Raw genomic sequence first — 19,100 nt, 5'->3', positions numbered from 1 at the left:
GCAGGCATGAAACCAGGGCTTCAGTTCCGTCTCAATCAACAGCTGGCTCTTACGCCACAGCTGCAGCAGGCCATTCGCCTTTTGCAGTTGTCGCAACTGGAGCTGGCCGCAGAACTGCGCCAACTTGCCGAGAGCAATCCATTGCTCGAATTCGCCGAAGATGCAGATGCCGAGCAGGACGAAACTGAAGTCGACGGCGAATTCGAAAGTGAATTCGACAAGCCAATTCCGGCAAGCAGCGACGCCACCTCCAGCAGCGACAACAACGACGAAGCGCCGGAGTGGACCGAGCCGGATATCAGCACCGACGAGCCGATCGACTTTTCGTCCAGCAATGGCAGCGGCAGCCAGAACAATCGCGATGATGAAGGCCTGGAGCCGCAGAATGCCGCGCCCGAATCGCTGCAGGAACATCTGTTGTGGCAGCTCAATCTCACGCCGATGGATGCGCGCGCCAAGGCCATCGCGACGGTGTTGATCGACGCCCTGAATACGGACGGCTATTTGAGCGAAGGCCTGGATGCCGTGCTCGCCGCATTGCCTCCGCACCTGAAAGCCACGCCGGAAGAAGTCGAGAACGTACGCCGCCAGTTGCAGCGCTTCGATCCGGCCGGTGTCGCCAGCATCGATCTGCAGGATTGCCTGCGTGCGCAGCTCGAACAGTTCGACCCCAGCACGCCGTATCGCGACCTGGCCTTGCGGATCGTCGAGCAGGAACTGGAGCTGTTGGCCCGCAACGACATGGCCAAGCTGGCCCGCCGCCTGCACGCCACCGAGGAAGAGACCACCAGCGCGGCCATCCTGATCCGCAGCCTGGATCCGCGCCCGGGCGCGGCCATGGACACCACCCCGGTCGAGTACGTCGCCCCCGACGTCTACGCCCGCAAGGACGGCACCCGCTGGCGGGTTCTTCTCAATCCCGATAGCCAGCCGAAACTAAGTCTTAACCAGCATTACTGCAGTCTTATTGCGCAGGCGCGCAGCGATGATGCAAGCTGGATGCGTGGGCAGTTGCAAGAAGCACGGTGGCTGATCAAGAGTCTGGAGTCCCGTGCCGAAACACTGCTAAAGGTGGCGGAAGCCATCGTGCGCCGGCAAAGCGCGTTTCTGGATTACGGTCCGGAAGCCATGCAGCCGCTGGTGCTGCGTGAAGTGGCTGAGGAGGTGGGTATGCATGAGTCGACCATTTCACGTGTCACCACCCGCAAGTACATTCACACGCCACGCGGCACCTACGAACTGAAGTATTTCTTCTCCAGCGGCGTTTCCACCGAAGATGGCGGCAGTGCATCGGCCACCGCCATCCAAGCCATGCTGCGCAAACTTGTTGACGGCGAAGATCCGCGCAAACCGTTATCGGATCAGGCGCTCGCCGAAGAACTTCACGGCAAGGGCATTCAAGTGGCCCGCCGTACCGTCGCGAAATACCGTGAAATCCTGCGTATTCCGAGCTCCAGCGAACGACAGCGCAATAGCTGAACCACGCGCCCCCGTTGTTCACGACGGGGAACTTGCCACTCAACGAGGCGTTCTCATATTCAACACCAAAGGTTTCGCTTCACGGTGCAATGATCGTTCACGGCGATCCGCGTACCGCCCACGCCGCCCCTGGCGGCCAGCTCTAGCAATAGGAGGCGCACCATGCAATTCCAACTCAGTGGTCAAAAGATCGATATCACCCAAGCCCTGCGTGATCATGCAACGGCCAAGCTCGATCGATTGACCCGCCTCGATGACCGCATACTCAGTTTGAATATCGTGCTTTCGGTGAACAAGCTCCAGCAACGCGCCGAAGGAACGCTCAATGTGGCAGGCAAGTCCCTGCACGCTGAGGCGGCAGAGAGTGACATGTACGTCTCCATTGACAAGCTGTTCGATACGCTCCTGACCCAGTTGCGCCGTTACCGTGAAAAGCTGTGTGACAAGCACCAGCGTGAAGTCTACGCGGCCCGCCAGGCCACCATCTGAAGCATTCCACGCCCGCCTCCCCACGCGGGAGGCGGGCTGAAACCGCCCCCGGCCCTGCCCTTCAGCTCAACTTTCCCTTTCCCGATTACAACCAGTCGCCCTCGAACTGGCACAATGTTCCTGCCGCCGCCCCCGACCAGGCAGCTCCGCGGCAAAAAAGGAACGTTCTTGGATCGGCTTACCGCACGACAACTCTACGACGACATCCACGAGCGCATGGGGCTCCGGTGGGTTGCCGGCATGCGCGGCGAAATGCGCGTGCTTGAATACGGCTCCACGCCTGCCCGGCGTCCGTCGCTGGTGGGCTATCTCAACGTCATCTACCCCAACAAGATCCAGATCGTCGGTACCGAGGAGCTGAGCTATCTCGACAGCCTGGATTCGCGCCAGCGCTGGGAAGTCGTGCACAAGGCCGCCGCTACCCATCCGGTGGCCTTCATCGTCACCAAGGATCAGGCGATCCCCGCCGACTTGCGTGAAGTTGCGGAAGAAACCAATACACCGCTGTGGATCAGCTCCAAGCGTGGCCACGAGCTGCTGACGTGGATGCAATATCACCTGGCACGCACCATGGCGCCGCGCCTGACCTTGCATGGCGTCCTGCTGGAAGTGTTCTCGATCGGCGTACTGATCACCGGCGAAGCGGGCTCGGGCAAAAGCGAGCTGGCGCTGGAGCTGATCAGCCGCGGCCATCGCCTGGTTGCCGATGACGCCCCCGAATTCACGCTGATCGCGCCAGATGTCATCGATGGCGCCTGCCCGGAACTGTTGCAGGATCTGTTGGAAGTGCGCGGCCTCGGCGTGCTCAACGTGCGCGAGATGTTCGGCCACACCTCGGTCAAGACCTCCAAGTACCTGCGCCTGGTCATCCATCTCAAGCCGCTGCGCGATGGTGATGTCACCGATGCCATGACACGCATCACCGGCGACGTAGGCCACCGCGAAATCTTCGATGTGCGAATGCCGATGATCACCATCCCCGTCGCGCCGGGCCGCAACCTGGCCGTACTGGTGGAAGCCGCCGTACGCAGCCATATGCTCAAGAGCAAGGGCATCGATCCGGCGTTGAGCTTCATGGATCGCCAAGCCCATCAGATGCGCCGTCTTCCTCCCTGGTAACCGACATGAGTCTGCAAGACAGCATCCTTCTGGCCGACGATCCGAACGCCATCCATCTGGTTGTGCTCACCGGCATGTCCGGTGGCGGCAAAACCGTGGCCTTGCGCGCGCTGGAAGACCTGGAGTTCTACTGCGTCGACAACCTGCCCAGCGCGCTGCTGCCGGAACTGGTCGAGGCTGCCACCCGCGGCGACAGCCATCGCCGGCGCATCGCGGTCGGCGTGGACGTGCGCAATCGCGACGAAGATTTCCAGCATATGCCCAAGGTGCTTTCCGCTCTGGCGGCGAGCGTGCATGTGCACCTGATCTTTCTGGACTGCAGTGATGCAGTGCTGATCAAGCGCTATTCGGAAACCCGTCGCCGGCATCCGCTTGCCGCGCGCGGCTTGTCGCTGGCTGACGCAATCGCAGAAGAACGCCGGCTGCTGCGCCCGCTGATGGCGATTGCCGAACGCGTGATCGACTCCAGCGACCTGAACGTGCATCAGCTGCGCCGCTTGATCGCCACCGGCTACGCGCAGACCGCATCCGGCCTGACGCTGATGTTCCAGTCATTCGCCTTTCGCCGCGGCCTGCCGCTGGATTCGGACTTTGTGTTCGACGCCCGCTGCCTGCCGAACCCGCACTGGGAACCTACCTTGCGGCCGCTTTCGGGCAAGGACGGTCCCGTACGCGACTTTCTCGAACGCCAGCCAACGGTCGGCGAATACTTTGCCGACACGGCCCGCTGGCTGGATGCATGGCTGCCCCGCTTCGAAGCGGACGACCGCAGCTACGTCACCATCTCCATCGGTTGTACCGGCGGTCGTCACCGCTCGGTGTACCTGGTCGAAAAGCTTGCCGCGCACTATCGCATCAGCCGCGAAAGCGTGCTGACTTTCCATCGTGAACTCGAGTGATCTCCATGTTGTCTCTGCATAACCCAAGCGAAGCCGCCGTGTCATGACCGTCGGCGTGCTTCTCATGACTCACGAGTCGGTCGGCCAGGCATTGGTGAAAGCGGCGCGTCACGTGCTGCCGAAACTGCCGCTGCGCGTCGCCACCGTGGAAGTACCGGCCCGGGCCGATCCGGATGTGATGCGCACGCTGACCGCCAAGCATGCGCGCGAACTGGATCACGGCGAAGGTGTGCTGGTGTTGGCAGATCTGTACGGCGCCACGCCATGCAACATCGGCCTGTCTTTGAGTTCTGTTGGTGTAAGGCTGCGCTGTGTATCAGGTTTGAACTTGCCCATGCTTTTGCGTGTGCTCAATTACGCCGACAAGCCGCTGGACGAACTGGCGGAAATCGCGGCCAGCGGCGGTCGCGGAGGGATCTTCATAGACCATGCTTGAAAAAGAAATTGTCGTCTCCAACAAACTGGGCTTGCATGCCCGCGCATCGGCCAAGCTGGTGCAGCTCGTGCAAAGCTTCAAATCCACGGTCTGGCTGATCAGCAGAGGTCGCGAGGTGAACGCACAAAGCATCATGGGCGTGATGATGTTGGCTGCAGGCATCGGCACGCCGCTCACCATACGCGCCGATGGCCCGGATGAATCGGTGGCACTCAATGCGGTAGTGGATTTGTTCAATCGCAAATTCGACGAAGGGGCGTAAAGAAATGAGGCAGGGACCAGGGCACAGGGAATGGATAACATCGAGCAAGCGGGGTAGCGAAATTTCGCACGCCGCGCCTCCTTGCCGTTTCCAGCTTCCTGGCAGCCTGCAGCGCGAGGATCGCCCATGAGGCAAATCCTGTCCGGCACGATGGCTTCGCGCGGCATGACACTCGGCCGCGCCCGACTGGTTCAGCCCAGCCGCTATCTGGTCGACACGCGCCCACTGAATGAAGAGGAGATTGCCTCCGAACTCGAACGCCTGCACACCGCGCTGGAAACAGCGCGCCAGGAACTGCGCGAACTGCGCGGCAAACTGCATGGCGCACTCGCGCGCGAAGTCAACGAATTCATCGACGCGCACACCTTGCTGCTTGACGATGCAGAACTGCTGCGCGGCCTCGACGAGATGATCACCATTGGCCGCTACCGTGCCGGCGCCGCGTTGAAGAAACAGCGCGATCGCCTGGCGAGCGTGTTCGCCGCCATGGACGACCCTTATCTGCGCAGCCGCATGGAAGACGTCGACCAGGTCATCGGCCGCGTCATTTCCGCCCTGCAACGGCAGACCAGCGCCGAGGAACGCAAGCTGGCCGCGCGCGTCGGCGAAATCCTCGTGGCCGATACGCTGGCGCCGGCGGACATGGCGCATCTGGCGGGCAATGGCTTGCTGGGCGTCATCACCAGTTCCGGCAGTCCGTATTCGCATAGCGCCATTCTGGCGCGCAGTCTCAGCCTGCCGATGCTGGTGGGTACGCGCGATGCGCTGGCCACGATCCACGATGATGACCTGATCCTGCTGGATACCGAGCACGGCGAAGCTGTCGTGCACCCCACGGCGCAGGATCTGGCGCGTTATCGCGCCTGGCAGCGCGAAGCCATACTGGAAGGCCGGCGCCTCGCCAGTCTCGCCAATGCACCCACGCGCACCCGCGACGGGATCGATGTGCACCTGCTCGCCAACGCGGAGTCGCCGTCGGACGTGGCCATGGCGCGCGCGCGCGGTGCCGATGGCATTGGCCTGTATCGCACGGAGTTCCTGTTCCTGCGCCACAAGGGTCTGCCTTCAGAAGACGAACAGTTCATTGCCTATCGTGATGTCGTGCTCGGCATGGGTGGTGCGCCCGTAACCATCCGCACGCTCGATCTGGGCGCGGACAAGGCGGACGCGGCCGGACTGGTCATTCGCGGCGAAGAAAATCCCGCACTGGGTGTACGCGGTGTACGCCTTTCGCTGCGTCATCCCGCGGTATTCTCCACACAGATCCGCGCCATCCTGCGCGCCGCGTGCTATGGCCCCGTGCGCGTGCTGGTGCCGATGGTGACCCAGCCGGATGAACTGATCGCCGTGCGCACGTTGTTCAAGCTGGCGCGGCAAGAGCTCAAGCGCGAGAACATCGACCTGCCGGAAAAACTGGCCCTCGGCGCGATGATCGAAGTGCCCGCGGCAGCCATCAACGTGCGCGCATTGCTCGAACACGCCGACTTCCTCGCGATCGGCACCAACGATTTGGCGCAATACGTGCTGGCCGCCGATCGCGGCAACGATGCGCTGGAAAACATCTATAACCCGCTGCAACCGGCCTTGCTGCGTTTGCTCTCGCACGTCATTTCTGCGGGGCGGCGTGCCGGCAAGCCGGTCAGCCTGTGTGGGGAGATCGGCGGCGACGTGAGTTTCACCGCCTTGCTGCTTGCACTGGGCCTGTGTGAATTCAGCATGCATCCCAGCAAGATCCTGCACGTACGCGACCGCCTCGCTACACTCGATCACGCCTTGCTGCGCTCCCACGCACCGAAACTGATTCGCGCGCGGACGCACGAAGAAGCCGAAGCCTTGCTCACCTCGCTTACGGCCTGCGAGCATTTGTAGGTTGGGTAGGTGGGTAGGTTGGGTTAGCGCAGCGTAACCCAACGATGTTTATCGCTTCGATCGAATTCCGTTGGGTTACGCTGCGCTAACCCAACCTACCAAACGACGACATGGAGTGCAGAAACGCCTCCAGCGCCGCGCCGCGATACTTTTCCCGATGCAGCAGAATCGAAAGCTTGCGGCGCAAATCCAGGAACGGCGTTTTCAAAGCCACTAGCCGACCCGTCGCTACCGCATCCGTCACGGCGACTTCCGGCAGGCAGGCAATTCCCAGCCCTGCCGTAACGGCCTGCTTGATCGCTTCGATCTGATCCAGCTCCATCACCGTTTCACCCGGTGGCAGTTGCGCAAGCGCGCGTTCGCTGGTCGTGCGTGTGGCCGAACCCGGTTCGCGCAGCACCCAGCGCGCACCCGCGAAATGCTCGGGTTTGAGGCCACGCTTCCTGGTCAGCGGATGATCGGGTGGCGCACAGACCACCAATGCATCGTCACGCCATGGGCGCGCTTCGATCAAAGGGTGAGTCACCGGACCTTCCACACACCCCACATCGAGGCTGTGATCAAGCATGGCCGCCGCGATATCCCCCGTGTTGGCGACACGCAGCCGGATCGCGACTTGCGGATACGCACGCACAAAATCACCCAGCAGTTCACCCACGCGGTAATTGCCGACGGTGTTGCTGGCGCCGATACGCAGCTCGCCGGCCAGGGATACGGCTTTGCCGGCAGCGCGGCGCCCGAACTCGGCGTGGCGCTCCAGCAGCTCCTGCGCCAGCGGCAGCAACTCCCGGCCTTGGGCGTTGAGCCGGAGCCGGCCCCGTTCACGATCAAACACCGGCGCATCGAGCTGCCGTTCCATCTCGGCCAGCGCCATGCTCGCGGCGGGCTGGGTGAGGTGCAGACGGTCGGCCGCAGCGCGGACGCTGCCGTGCAGGGCCACCTGCACAAAAACCTCGAGTTGGCGCAGGCTGACGTTAAGCATCAGTCAATCTTATACCTATGATTAGATATTTCAAATTTTCCTAATAGGTAACCGCGCGGACAATAAGCCCATCCTTTTCAGGCAGCCCCTGGTTATGAACGCCACAGCCTCACTCCCCGCGACTCAGCCCGGCCTGCGCGCCCACGCCTCCGGCCTGCTGCTTGCCGTCGGCATTTCGCTGGCCGCCTGGTGGCTTGGCCGTGCCGTCCCGGTCATTGGCGGCCCGGTGTTTGGCATCGTGCTGGGCATTCTGGTCCGCAACACGCTGTCCCTGCCCGGCACGGTCAATCCGGGTATCCAGTTCGCCAGCAAGCAAGTGTTGCAGTGGTCGATCATCGTGCTGGGCTTCGGCCTGAGCCTGACCCAGGTGGCCAAGACCGGGCTGCAATCGCTGTCCGTGACGCTGGTAACCATGACCACCGCTTTCGTCACGGCACTGATACTCGGCCGCCTGATGAAGGTGCATAACAAGCTGCAGATACTGATCGGCGTGGGCACGGCGATCTGCGGTGGTTCGGCGATTGCAGCCGTCACGCCGATCATCAAGCCGGATGATCACGACACCGCCTTCGCGATCTCGACCATCTTCCTGTTCAATGTCGTGGCGGTGCTGCTGTTCCCGCTGCTTGGCCATCTGCTGCACCTGTCGGACCTCGGCTTCGGCCTGTGGGCGGGCACGGCGATCAATGACACCTCCTCCGTGGTCGCCGCCGGTTACAGCTACAGCAAGGCCGCCGGCGATTTCGCCACCATCGTCAAGCTGACCCGCGCCACGCTGATCATTCCGATCTGCCTGATCCTGGCCGTCGCCGTCGCCGTGCGTGAAAAGCGCGCCGCCAGGCATGCCGGTGTCGCCAGCGATTTCAGCCTGGGCCGCATCTTCCCGTGGTTCATCCTGTGGTTCCTGGTGGCATCGGCGGTGCGCACGGCGGGTTTTGTCCCGGCAGCCCTGATCCCGGTGCTGCATGTCGCGGCGGAGTTCATGATCATCGTGGCACTGACCGCCATCGGCCTGTCCGCCAACCTGCGCAAGATGGCCTCGGCCGGCGCACGTCCGATCCTGCTGGGCCTGGGCGTGTGGGCGGCGGTATCGATCAGCAGTCTGCTGGTGCAGATGGTGATTGGGCAGCTTTAGGAGTAAATGGAGAGGAGTGAGTGGTGAGAGGGCATGCGTGCGCCTCACTACCGGCCTCTCACTGTTCTTAGGTGGAACGGCCTTGCTCGGCCAGGGTCAGGGCGACTTTGTCGCGCAGGTAGACCGGTAGTGCGAGTTCGGGGGCGTGGGCTTTGCCGGCCTTGAACTCGCTGATTGCCAAGGTTGCAACATGCCGCGCCTGTGGGTAGCGGAGGCCATCGCCGGCGCGAAATGCGCTGCCTAGTTGTGGGAGCAGTACATCGGCATAGGTTGCCCATCCGCTGCCGACCACGTTCCACGCTGCCTCGGGCGGCAGCACCAGCGAACCGGGGGTACAGACACGTTCCTCATCCAGCGCCAGCACGCCACCGTTGTCATCGCGGCGATAGCTGGCGGCATAGATCTCGCCCATGCGTGCATCGATCACCGCCAGAATGGCGGCGTTGCTTTCCGGGGCTTCCAGCGCCAGCGCGGCGAGCGAGGAAATGGTGACTACCGGCAGATCCAAGGCCATCGCCATGCCCTGCGCCAGCGACACCGCCAGACGCACGCCGGTGAACGCACCCGGGCCACGGCCGACGGCGATCGCATCCAGGGCATGCTTGCCGATGCCGGCCTCCGCCAGCAGCTCATCCGCCATCGGCAAGACCCGTTCGGCGTGACGACGCGGCGCCAGTTCGCTGCGCGCAATCACGTTTTCCCCGTGGACCAGGGCGACGGAACAAGCTTCGGTAGCGGTTTCGATGGCTAGCAGGTTCATGCGGCCATTCTCGCATTACCGGGCATCATCAATAACGCTTGGCCTTGGGGTTGTAGTAGCTGGTATCGGTCGCATCGAGCAACTGGCGCATGGCCGGACCGACATGCTTGAAACCGTAGGCGGCCAACACCTCTTTCTTGCCCGGAATATCGTATTGGCCGGTCACGCCTTCCATCGGCGTGCCATCGGTGGGAACGTTCGCCGGGCGCGGCAATTTTTCCGGCCAATGCTGCGCGTGCAGGGTCAAAGGCGGACACCAGTGGCGGTTGTCCGGATGCACGGGCTCGCGCTCGGTGATGTGGATCACGCCGCGCTTGCCGAACTCCTGCACGAACGCCTGATAGAAATCGTATTCCAGCGTGTTCTCGATGGTCGGCTGGATGCCGTCCAGCATGGAGAAAAAACGTGGATCGTTGCGCGCAATAAAGAACTGCGTGGACAAGGTCTGCTTGCGCTTCACGCCGAAGTCGTTGCCCATGGCATTGAGCAGCTTCGCCGCCCCCAGCTTCGCTTTCGCGAAAGGATGCTGCTGACGGCGCCATTGCACGCGCTGGTCGGTACTCCAGGTGGAGGCCGCCAGAAAAGCCTTCGGATTGCGGTCGAGCCGATCGATATAGCGCTGGATGATGTCCTGGTTGAACACCCAGGTATCGGCTTCGACATGCAGCAGGTACTGCGGGTTGTAGACCTCCACCGCCGCCCGGCACGACTGCTGCAGCAGATTCAGCGCACCGTAGATGATCGTGCGCGGCTGGCAACGTACCAGCACGTCTTCCATGTGCCCCTGATAGCTGGGATCGGAACAGGCATGCACGATCAACCACGGCTCGGCGTAGTTGAGCTTGATGATTTCCTGATTGATCCGCGCGCAATCCGGACGTTCGTGATTGGTCATGCATACGACCACCTTGGGTCGAGGCGTCGTTGCAGCCGGCCTGGGCAGGCCTGCCGTCGCGATGTCGACTTCGTTACGCTCTTCCATCCCCACCCCGCCCTGCCGGATCACGACGTAAATCAGCGGAAAAATATAGCGGATTACGCAGAGCAAAGCTGGATCGACGCGCCGGCAAAACCTTCGCCCCAGAACGCCGGCCATTTCTCCGCACCGGGAACGAAACCGCCCAGATGCAGCAAAACTGCCCAGGCGCCCGGCCACGACCTCCGTATGGACCGACGCCAAGACTGAATGGCCCGCGCTTTTGGCAGCCCCGGCTCCGGTCCGTACAATGGGGGTTTTCTTGCCCAGACCACCGCGCGCCCTCCCCGGCGTGCAAACGCGAGCCCCCGAATGGAAAAGAGTTTCGAGCCCCGTCCGATCGAATCGAAGTGGTATGCCCGCTGGGAAGCCAGTGGCGTATTCCAGCCGTCGGGGCACGGTGAGCCGTATTGCATCCAGCTGCCGCCGCCGAACGTCACCGGCACCCTGCATATGGGCCATGCCTTCCAGCAGACCGTGATGGACATGCTGGTCCGCTACCAGCGCATGCGCGGCATGAACACGCTGTGGCAGGTCGGCACCGATCACGCCGGCATCGCCACGCAGAAGATCGTGGAGAACCAGCTGGCCGTCGAGCAGAAGAGCCGTCACGACCTGGGCCGCGAACCGTTCGTCGAACGTGTGTGGCAGTGGAAGGAAGAATCCGGCTCCACCATCACCAACCAGATGCGCCGCCTGGGTGTCGCCGCCGACTGGTCGCGCGAGCGCTTCACCATGGACGAAGGTCTGTCGGCCGCGGTGCGCAAGGTGTTCGTGGAGTGGTATCGCGCGGGCCTTATCTATCGTGGCAATCGCCTGGTGAACTGGGATCCGGTGCTGGGCACCGCCGTCTCCGATCTGGAAGTGAACAGCGTCGAACGCGACGGCCACATGTGGTCGATCCGCTATCCGGTCACCGGTAGCGATGAAAGCCTGGTGGTCGCCACCACCCGCCCGGAAACCATGCTGGGCGACGTGGCCGTGGCCGTGCATCCGGACGATGAGCGATACCAGCATCTGATCGGCAAGACGCTCACGCTGCCGATCACAAACCGCCAAATACGCGTTATTGCTGACGAATATGTCGATCGCGAATTCGGCACCGGTTGCGTGAAAATCACTCCTGCACACGACTTCAACGATTACGCCATTGGTCAGCGTCATAATTTGCCGACGATCAACATTTTCACGAAAGAAGCAAAAGTCGTTAGCAACTCGGATTGGTACTCACAGCAGCGCTCTTCAAATCCCACGCCACTGCAGGTCTCACGTGTGGTGGATTTGGCTTCGGACATTGGGATTCCTCAAAAGTATTGGGGCCTAGATCGTTACGAAGCACGCAAAGTGGTGCTCGCCGATCTCGAAGCCGCCGGCATGCTGATCGAAACCAAGCCGCACAAATTGCAGGTGCCGGTAAGCCAGCGTTCGGATGCGGTGATCGAACCGATGCTCACCGATCAATGGTTCGTCGATCTCACCAGCGACACACAGCCGGATGGCCGCGTCGGTGGCCGCAAGGCGATCACCGAACCCGCGCTCGACGCCGTGCGTTCGGGCCAGATCAAGTTCGTGCCGGAGAACTGGACCACCACCTACACGCAGTGGCTGGACAACATCCAGGACTGGTGCATCAGCCGCCAGCTGTGGTGGGGCCATCGCATTCCGGCGTGGTACGACGAAGCCGGCAACATCTTCGTGGGCGAAAACGAGGCCGATGCACGCGCACACGCCTCCGTCGCGCCGATCGGCGCCCTGAAGCAGGACGAAGACGTGCTGGACACCTGGTTCAGCTCCGCCCTGTGGCCGTTCTCCACGCTCGGCTGGCCGGCCAACGGCCCGGTCAAGAACGAACGCGGCGACATCGTCGCCAACTGGCAGGTCGACAAGATCTTCCTGCCCAGCGCTGTGCTGGTCACCGGCTTCGACATCATTTTCTTCTGGGTCGCACGCATGGTGATGGCGACCAAGTACTTCACCGGCCAGGTGCCCTTCCGTGAGGTGTACATCAACGCCATCGTGCGCGATGCGGAAGGCCAGAAGATGTCCAAGTCCAAGGGCAACACGCTCGATCCGCTGGACCTGATCGACGGCATCGAGCTGGAACCGCTGGTGGAAAAATCGACCAGGTCATTGCTGATTCCGCAGGTGCGCGAAAAAGTCGAGAAGCGCATCCGCAAGGATTACCCGGGCGGCATTCCCGCCATCGGCACCGACGCCTTGCGCTTCACCTTCGCCGCACTGGCCAGCTACAGCCGCACCATCAACTTCGACATCAAGCGCGCCGAGGGTTACAAGGCGTTCTGCAACAAGCTGTGGAACGCCGCGCGCTTCGTGCTGATGAACCTGCCGGAAGGCGAAATCCCCGCGCCGTCGGGCGCACCGGCCACCGAAGCCGAGCGCTGGATTCTCACCCACCTCAAGCAAACGCTGAGCGAGGTGGAGCAGCACTTCGTCACCTATCGCTTCGACCTGCTCGCACAGGCCTTGTACGAGTTCGTGTGGAACGAATACTGCGACTGGTTCCTGGAGCTGTCCAAACCCGCGCTCAACGGCGACGACGCGATCGCCGCCGCATCGACCCGCCACACTTTGCTGGTCGTGCTGGAAACCGTGCTGCGCGCGCTGCATCCGATCGTGCCGTTTATCACCGAAGAGATCTGGCAATCGGTCGCGCCCAAGTTGGGCATCCAGGCCGACGGCATCCTGCAACGTCCGTGGCCGAAGGCCAGCGAGATTCCCGCCGACGAAGCCGCCACCGCCGAAATCGAATGGTTCAAGAACGTGCTCAACGGCATTCGCCGCATTCGCGCTGAAATGAATATCCCGCCCGGCAAAACCATTCCGCTGCTACTGGCCGATGGTGATGCCAGCGATCGCGCACGTGCAGCCAAGTTCGCCGCGCAGATCAGCTTCCTCGCTCGCGTGGAAGCGCCGCAGTGGATTGCTTCCGGTGCGGATGAACCCGCAGCCGCGGCCGCCGTGGTCGGTTCGCTGCGCGTGCTGATCCCGCTCGCCGGCCTGATCGACCTGGGTGCCGAAAAAACACGTCTCGCCAAGGAAATCGGCAAGATCGAAAGCGAGATCAAGAAGTGCGAGAACAAGCTCGGCAATGCCAACTTCGTGGCCAATGCACCGGCTGAAGTGGTGGCGCAGGAACGTCAGCGCATTGCTGACTGGAGCACGCAGCTCACGGCCTTGCGCGAGCAGTTGCAAAAACTGGGCTGACCCGCTTTTCTCCCTCTCCCCTCCGGGGAGAGAGCCTGCCCCGGACTTGATCCGGGGGCTGGGGTGAGGGGCCGCGCTTGCCGTAAACGCCGCCGTTACGACAAATATCCGCTCTGATGCCTCAGGGCTACGCAATCAACTCTTTCGCAAGAGTGTCCCCTCACCCCAACCCTCTCCCCGGAGGGGAGAGGGAGCAAGCGTTCGGGTCACGACACCGCAAACTCCAGCGCCATCACAATCGCATCCTCACGCCCACCATGCGCAGGGTAATAACGCGGTCGCCGCCCAATCTCGCGAAAGCCCATCGACACATAAAGCTGATGCGCATTCGGATTGGACGGCCGCACTTCCAGAAATACCCGCTCGGCGCCATTCCAGCGCGCGATATCCAGCAAGCGCTTCATCAGGTGACGCCCGAAGCCCTGCCCGCGCTGCTCCGGATCAATACAAACATTCAGGATGTGCGCTTCGCCCGCACCGACGGAAAGAATGCCGTAGCCGATGATCCGTCCTTCCAGACACAACACCCAGGAAGGATGTCCGGCTTTCAGGCAGTCGCCGAAGATGCCCTGGGTCCAGGGAAAATCGTAGGACGCGTTTTCCAGCAAGCCGACCTGCGGTAGGTCTTCCCGGCGCATGGCGCGCATCTCAAGTGAGGGGCGCGCGACCGCAACCATCAGGGCAATGCTCCTGCGGCAAGCGCGCGGCGCACACTGCGCAAGGCCTGCCATAACCGGCGCTTGGCGGCGGCCTGGCCGAGCACCTCGGCCGGAGCATCCGCCAGCACGATATGCGCATCGCGCATGACATCCGCCGGCAGCGCCCGGCCCAGCGTGTGCGCCTGCGCCTGGCCGAACACCAGATAAGCCTTGGCGTGCGGTACCTGCATCGTTTCGCTGTCGCTCGCTTCAACGCGCGCGGCGCGCGCCAGCTGCGGCCCGAATGCGTACAGCGCACGCCCGAGCAGATCGAGTTCGCGCACGGCGCTTCCCGGCGGCAGCACGATCACCACATCCGCACTGCTGATCGACTCGGCAACGGCCGCGGTTTCCGCCGCTTCCGGCACGGCCGCCAACGCGCGGCGACGCCATGGCACCACACCCAGCGCCTGCAGCACACGGCTGCGATGCGCAGGACTGGCGATCAGCGCGCTCATGCCGCCCCGCGCCGCGGGCGCTTGCGATGCGTGGCCAATCCCCACAGCGTCACCACCGGCCCGGACAACAGGTACAAGGTGAATACCACCAGCAGTACGCGCGGCGGATCGACGAAGAACGGCACCAGGATCAGCACCGCGATCAGGATCCACAGGAACGGCACTTTGTCGCCCATCGGCAGCGACTTGAAGCTGTAGTACCGAAAGCGGCTGACCATCAGCAGGCCGACGATCACCGCCATGAAGGGCGTGAACATGTCCAGCTCATCACCGGAGATGCCGAAGTTGTCCATGCTCCACACGAACGACATGCACACCGCCGCTGCCGCCGGGCTGGCCAGGCCCTGGAAATAACGCTTGTCGATCACCCCTACCTGGGTGTTGAAGCGGGCCAGGCGCAAGGCCGCGCACACGGCATAGATAAACGCCGCCGCCCAGCCGATTTTGCCGCCCAGCGGCCCGTACTCGCGCAGACTCGACAGCGACCAGTTGTACATGACCAGCGCGGGCGCCAAGCCAAAGCTGACCAGGTCCGACAGCGAGTCGTATTGCACCCCGAACTCGCTCTGGGTGTTGGTCAGGCGCGCCACGCGGCCGTCCATGCCGTCCAGCAAGGCGGCCACGAACACGGCGATGGCGGCGTCCGCAAAACGCCCGCTGATGCTCACGACGATGGCATAGAACCCGGCGAACATCGCGCCGGTCGTGAACAGGTTGGGCAAAAGATAAATACCGGGATGCCGTGGCGCCCGGACTGGCGTGGTGTCGCTCATGAATCCATCCGTGACGGGATGGCACGCAGTGTAGCAAGGGGTACCGGAAAACGCCCCGGGAACGTGCAAGGAAGCACGTTATCGGCAGTTGGGCGAAGCCGCCGCTTGAGTCCAGGCCTGCACCGGATGTTAACTAGCGCATCACCCCAATCCGCTGTCGGAGCCCGCCCATGCGTCGCCTGCCTATCGCCCTCGTGCTGTTACTGGTTGCGCCGCTGGCCACTGCCCAGGTCTACAAGTGGACCGACGCCCAGGGCATCACCCATTTCTCGGAAACCCCGCCGCCGGGGAACACCAAGTACAGCCAGGTGTCGGTCGCCACCGGCACCGAAGCGCCCGCCTCGTCCGGCAGCAGTGCGGCCTCGACCTCCTCGTCCTCGACCGACAGCTCGCAAAGCAGCAGCAACAACGCGCAGACGCCCGACACCCCGGAAAACCGCGCCAAGCTCTGTGCCTCGCTGAAGGCGAACATCGCCACCCTGCAAGGCGCCGGTCCGGTGGTGATGCAGGGCGCGGGCGGCCAGCAGCAACTGCTCAACGCCGACCAGCGCAAGCAGCAGTTGGATGCCGGCCAGTCCACGTACCAGCAGTACTGCAGCGACAACAACAGCTGACGCACGCTTCCCGGTCGCTCGGCTAGCCATTGCCCGCCCCTTCGCGGGCGGGACTGCTCGCGTGCCACCAACAGCGCTGCCACCACTGCAAATACTCGCACTCATCGCCGGAGAAAGCCGCTAGCCCGGCTATAATCGCGTTTTTGTCGCCGGATTCGCCGCACATGCGCCTCAGCCAATTCCACCTGGCCACCGTCAAGGAAGTCCCCGCCGATGCAGAAATCGACAGCCACAAGCTGATGCTGCGCGCGGGCATGATCCGCAAGCTCGCTGCCGGTCTCTACACCTGGTCGCCGCTGGGCCTGCGCGTACTGCGCAAGGTCGAGCACATCGTGCGCGAGGAAATGAACCGCGCCGGCGCCGTCGAAATGCTGATGCCCTCCGTGCAGCCGCGCGAACTGTGGGAAGAAACCGGCCGCTGGGAAAAATTCGGCGGCCAGCTGCTGAAGATCAAGGACCGCAAGGAGCAGGAATTCTGCTACGGCCCCACCCACGAAGAAGTCGTCACTGACTTCGCGCGCAATGAGCTGAAGAGCTACAAGCAGCTGCCGGTCAACTTCTATCAGATCCAGACCAAGTTCCGCGACGAAATCCGTCCGCGCTTCGGCGTGATGCGCGCGCGCGAATTCCTGATGAAGGACGCCTACTCCTTCCACCTCAGCCCGGAATCGCTGGCCGAAACCTACGAGGCGATGTACCAGGCGTACACCCGCATCTTCACCCGCCTGGGCCTGAAATTCCGCGCCGTGCAGGCGGATACCGGCGCGATCGGCGGCAATGCCAGCCACGAATTCCAGGTACTGGCCGACTCGGGCGAAGATGCCATCGCCTTCTCCGATGGCTCGGAATACGCCGCCAATATCGAAAAAGCCGAAGCCCTCGCGCCGACCATCGCACGCCCTGCCCCCTGCGCCAACCTGCAACGCGTGGACACGCCGCGCGTGCGCACGGTGGAAGACGTCACCGCGCATTTCGGCATCAGCGCCGATCGCGTGCTCAAGACCGTGCTCGTGCGTGGCAAGCAAGGATTGGTCGCGCTGTGCCTGCGCGGCGATCACGAGATCAACGAAGTCAAGGCGACCAAGCTTGCCGAACTGCCGGATGAGTCCGTGCTGGCCAGCGAAGAGGAAATTCTCGCCGCCGTCGGCTCGCGTCCCGGCTTTATCGGCCCGGTCGGCCTGCCCGATTCGATTCCGGTGATCGTCGATCGCAGTGCGGCGGTGCTGGCCGATTTCGTCTGCGGCGGCAATGCCAACGACACCCACTACACCGGCGCCAACTGGGAACGCGATGCACGCATCACGCGCATCGAAGATATCCGTCAGGTCGTGGCCGGCGATCCCTCGCCGGACGGCCACGGCACGCTGCACATGGCGCGCGGCATCGAAGTCGGGCACGTGTTCCAGCTAGGCCAGAAATACGCCGAGGCGCTCGACGCCACCGTGCTCGATGACCAGGGCAAGAAACAGGTGATGTGGATGGGCTGCTACGGCATCGGCGTCAGCCGCATCGTTGCCGCAGCCATCGAACAACGCCACGACGACGCCGGCATCATCTGGCCCGAAGCCATGGCGCCCTGGCGCGTGGCGGTGTGCGTGATCAATCCCAAGAACGCACCGGAAGTGCATGCCGCGGCCGAATCGCTCTACAACGAATTGACCGCGCGCGGCATTGAAACCGTGTGGGACGATCGCGGCCTGCGCCCCGGCGCCATGTTTGCCGATATGGAATTGATCGGCATCCCGCATCGCGTAGTGGTGAGTGAACGCGGTCTGGCGGCCGGCACCTTGGAATATCGCGCGCGTGATGCCGCTGACAGCAGCGCCATTACACGTGACCAGCTATTCGAAATCCTCGGCTGATCTGCTTCATCCGTTTATTGAAAAAGGCCGCTGCATGCGGCCTTTTTTTATGCGTGCAAAGGAAAGCTGCGAAGCATTACTCCACTCTCTGCTCATTAACCATCCCGCAATAAACACATAGGACCATTCCGACAAGGCACAGTGATTATCTCGCTGATATTGTTTTGCAATTTGGCCACTCATGCGTGAAAATCGAAAATCCCACCGGGCACCTATTCGATAATTCAATAGCCCGGAGTACTGCAACATTTAATTCATTTACCGGAGCGCCCTTATGGCCGTTGATATCAAGAATCTCAATCACACCCAGCTCACCGAGCTGATCAGCAAGGCCCAGGCTCGTCAGGACGAGCTGCGCAAGGAAAAGGTCGGCAAGTTGCGCGAAAAAGTGCTGGCCATGATCAAGGCCGAAGGCTACAGCTTCGACGATATTTTCGGCGGCGCACGTGGCGCTGTCACCAAGCGTCGCGGCACCGGCGCGGTAGCTCCCAAATACCGCAACCCTGCTGATCCGGAGCAGACCTGGTCCGGCCGCGGCAAGCGCCCGCGCTGGTTCAACGATGCGCTGAAGGCCGGCAAGAAAGAAAAAGATCTCGCGATCTGATTTGCTTTGGCGGAATGCGCATATTGAAAACGCCGGCTTGAAGCCGGCGTTTTTATTTTCTGTTGCGATGAAAATAAAACTGCCCGCTTTTCTTCCTCTCCCCTCCGGGGAGAGGATCGAGGTGAGGGGCCAACCTCGCGATGGACTGCAAAGAAACTTCAAGCAAGCTCTGAATTTCCCCGCAAGCCCAGCCCCTCACCCCAACCCTCTCCCCGAAGGGGAGAGGGAGCCAAAGCGGACGCGGCGAATTTTCCATCACCAAAAAATTCGCCCCTTCTTGAACACCATCGATCTTGCTTATGCAATCGTATGCGCGTCGGACGTGCCCATCCCAGCGATGACCACGACACGCCCGACACTAGAGAAGTAGCGCGGATCGCCTGGGCTAGCACCCCAAACGATCCGCTGGCCATAACAAACTGAGAGTGAGTTCACCATGGTTATCCCCGATTTTACGGCA

Annotated in this window: 18 protein-coding genes; 12 read left to right on the top strand and 6 right to left on the bottom strand. The window is 62.5% G+C overall.

What is annotated here, in order from left to right; genetic code table 11:
* Window positions 1–6 precede the first annotated feature (6 nt).
* The 7 genes from ISP19_RS16930 to ptsP all read left to right on the top strand — a co-directional run bounded on the left by ISP19_RS16930 (window position 7) and on the right by ptsP (window position 6,553).
* Entirely contained in the window at window positions 7–1,479 is a 1,473-nt protein-coding gene (locus ISP19_RS16930; protein WP_204683593.1) for an RNA polymerase factor sigma-54, read from the top strand.
* Window positions 1,480–1,641: 162 nt separating this feature from the next.
* Window positions 1,642–1,968, top strand: a complete 327-nt coding sequence (hpf, locus tag ISP19_RS16925; protein WP_204683592.1) for a ribosome hibernation-promoting factor, HPF/YfiA family — start codon at window positions 1,642–1,644, stop codon at window positions 1,966–1,968.
* A gap of 168 nt (window positions 1,969–2,136) precedes the next feature.
* Entirely contained in the window at window positions 2,137–3,087 is a 951-nt protein-coding gene (gene hprK, locus ISP19_RS16920) for an HPr(Ser) kinase/phosphatase (RefSeq protein ID WP_204683591.1), read from the top strand.
* 5 nt (window positions 3,088–3,092) lie between these two features.
* Window positions 3,093–3,986 (top strand): RNase adapter RapZ, encoded by an 894-nt coding sequence (gene rapZ / locus ISP19_RS16915; protein ID WP_204683590.1) that lies wholly within the window; start codon window positions 3,093–3,095, stop codon window positions 3,984–3,986.
* Between the two features lie 43 nt (window positions 3,987–4,029).
* Window positions 4,030–4,422, top strand: coding sequence for a PTS sugar transporter subunit IIA (locus ISP19_RS16910; protein WP_204683589.1), 393 nt, complete (start codon window positions 4,030–4,032; stop codon window positions 4,420–4,422).
* Window positions 4,415–4,684: an HPr family phosphocarrier protein gene (locus tag ISP19_RS16905; protein WP_204683588.1), complete on the top strand. Its 270-nt coding sequence runs from the start codon at window positions 4,415–4,417 to the stop codon at window positions 4,682–4,684. Before ISP19_RS16910 ends, ISP19_RS16905 begins: the two co-directional genes overlap by 8 nt.
* 126 nt (window positions 4,685–4,810) lie before the next feature.
* A complete protein-coding gene (gene ptsP, locus ISP19_RS16900; protein WP_204683587.1) occupies window positions 4,811–6,553 on the top strand; it encodes a phosphoenolpyruvate--protein phosphotransferase in 1,743 nt (580 codons plus the stop codon).
* A gap of 85 nt (window positions 6,554–6,638) precedes the next feature.
* Here ptsP and ISP19_RS16895 read toward each other — a convergent pair whose 3' ends face one another.
* Entirely contained in the window at window positions 6,639–7,535 is an 897-nt protein-coding gene (locus tag ISP19_RS16895; protein ID WP_204683586.1) for a LysR substrate-binding domain-containing protein, read from the bottom strand.
* A 94-nt stretch (window positions 7,536–7,629) separates the two neighbouring features.
* Between ISP19_RS16895 and ISP19_RS16890 the strand changes: the two genes are divergently transcribed.
* On the top strand, window positions 7,630–8,670 hold the full coding sequence (locus tag ISP19_RS16890; RefSeq protein ID WP_204683585.1) for a YeiH family protein: 1,041 nt from the start codon (window positions 7,630–7,632) through the stop codon (window positions 8,668–8,670).
* Window positions 8,671–8,737: 67 nt separating this feature from the next.
* Here the strand turns inward: ISP19_RS16890 and tsaB are convergent, their stop codons facing one another.
* Window positions 8,738–9,430 carry a tRNA (adenosine(37)-N6)-threonylcarbamoyltransferase complex dimerization subunit type 1 TsaB gene (gene tsaB, locus ISP19_RS16885; protein ID WP_204683584.1) on the bottom strand — a complete coding sequence of 231 codons (693 nt, stop codon included), beginning with the start codon at window positions 9,428–9,430 and terminating at the stop codon, window positions 8,738–8,740.
* A gap of 28 nt (window positions 9,431–9,458) precedes the next feature.
* Complete coding sequence (locus ISP19_RS16880) at window positions 9,459–10,412, bottom strand: hypothetical protein (RefSeq protein ID WP_204683583.1); 954 nt, start codon at window positions 10,410–10,412, stop codon at window positions 9,459–9,461.
* A 306-nt stretch (window positions 10,413–10,718) separates the two neighbouring features.
* Here ISP19_RS16880 and ISP19_RS16875 point away from each other — a divergent pair, with 306 nt between their 5' ends.
* Window positions 10,719–13,631 carry a valine--tRNA ligase gene (locus ISP19_RS16875; RefSeq protein ID WP_204683582.1) on the top strand — a complete coding sequence of 971 codons (2,913 nt, stop codon included), beginning with the start codon at window positions 10,719–10,721 and terminating at the stop codon, window positions 13,629–13,631.
* Window positions 13,632–13,837: 206 nt separating this feature from the next.
* On the opposite strand, the gene rimI is transcribed toward ISP19_RS16875, so the two are convergent.
* From rimI to pssA, 3 genes are read right to left on the bottom strand one after another with little or no spacing between them, the layout of a single operon-like run.
* Entirely contained in the window at window positions 13,838–14,308 is a 471-nt protein-coding gene (gene rimI / locus ISP19_RS16870; protein WP_204683581.1) for a ribosomal protein S18-alanine N-acetyltransferase, read from the bottom strand.
* Window positions 14,308–14,787, bottom strand: coding sequence for a DNA polymerase III subunit psi (locus ISP19_RS16865; RefSeq protein WP_204683580.1), 480 nt, complete (start codon window positions 14,785–14,787; stop codon window positions 14,308–14,310). The genes rimI and ISP19_RS16865 overlap by 1 nt, the downstream gene beginning before the upstream one ends.
* Window positions 14,784–15,560: a CDP-diacylglycerol--serine O-phosphatidyltransferase gene (gene pssA / locus ISP19_RS16860; protein ID WP_204683579.1), complete on the bottom strand. Its 777-nt coding sequence runs from the start codon at window positions 15,558–15,560 to the stop codon at window positions 14,784–14,786. The genes ISP19_RS16865 and pssA overlap by 4 nt, the downstream gene beginning before the upstream one ends.
* A 170-nt stretch (window positions 15,561–15,730) precedes the next feature.
* Here pssA and ISP19_RS16855 point away from each other — a divergent pair, with 170 nt between their 5' ends.
* The 3 genes from ISP19_RS16855 (at window position 15,731) to ISP19_RS16845 (ending at window position 18,640) form a co-directional block, all read left to right on the top strand.
* A complete protein-coding gene (locus ISP19_RS16855) occupies window positions 15,731–16,174 on the top strand; it encodes a DUF4124 domain-containing protein (protein ID WP_204683578.1) in 444 nt (147 codons plus the stop codon).
* 164 nt (window positions 16,175–16,338) lie between these two features.
* Window positions 16,339–18,036 carry a proline--tRNA ligase gene (locus tag ISP19_RS16850; RefSeq protein ID WP_204683577.1) on the top strand — a complete coding sequence of 566 codons (1,698 nt, stop codon included), beginning with the start codon at window positions 16,339–16,341 and terminating at the stop codon, window positions 18,034–18,036.
* 274 nt (window positions 18,037–18,310) lie between these two features.
* Window positions 18,311–18,640 carry an H-NS histone family protein gene (locus ISP19_RS16845; protein ID WP_204683576.1) on the top strand — a complete coding sequence of 110 codons (330 nt, stop codon included), beginning with the start codon at window positions 18,311–18,313 and terminating at the stop codon, window positions 18,638–18,640.
* The last annotated feature ends 460 nt before the right edge of the window (window positions 18,641–19,100 follow it).

Origin of the sequence: Dyella flava (genome assembly GCF_016904955.1) — a bacterium.
Lineage (GTDB): Bacteria > Pseudomonadota > Gammaproteobacteria > Xanthomonadales > Rhodanobacteraceae > Dyella_B > Dyella_B flava.
This window is presented reverse-complemented; position numbering and strand designations above follow the sequence as displayed.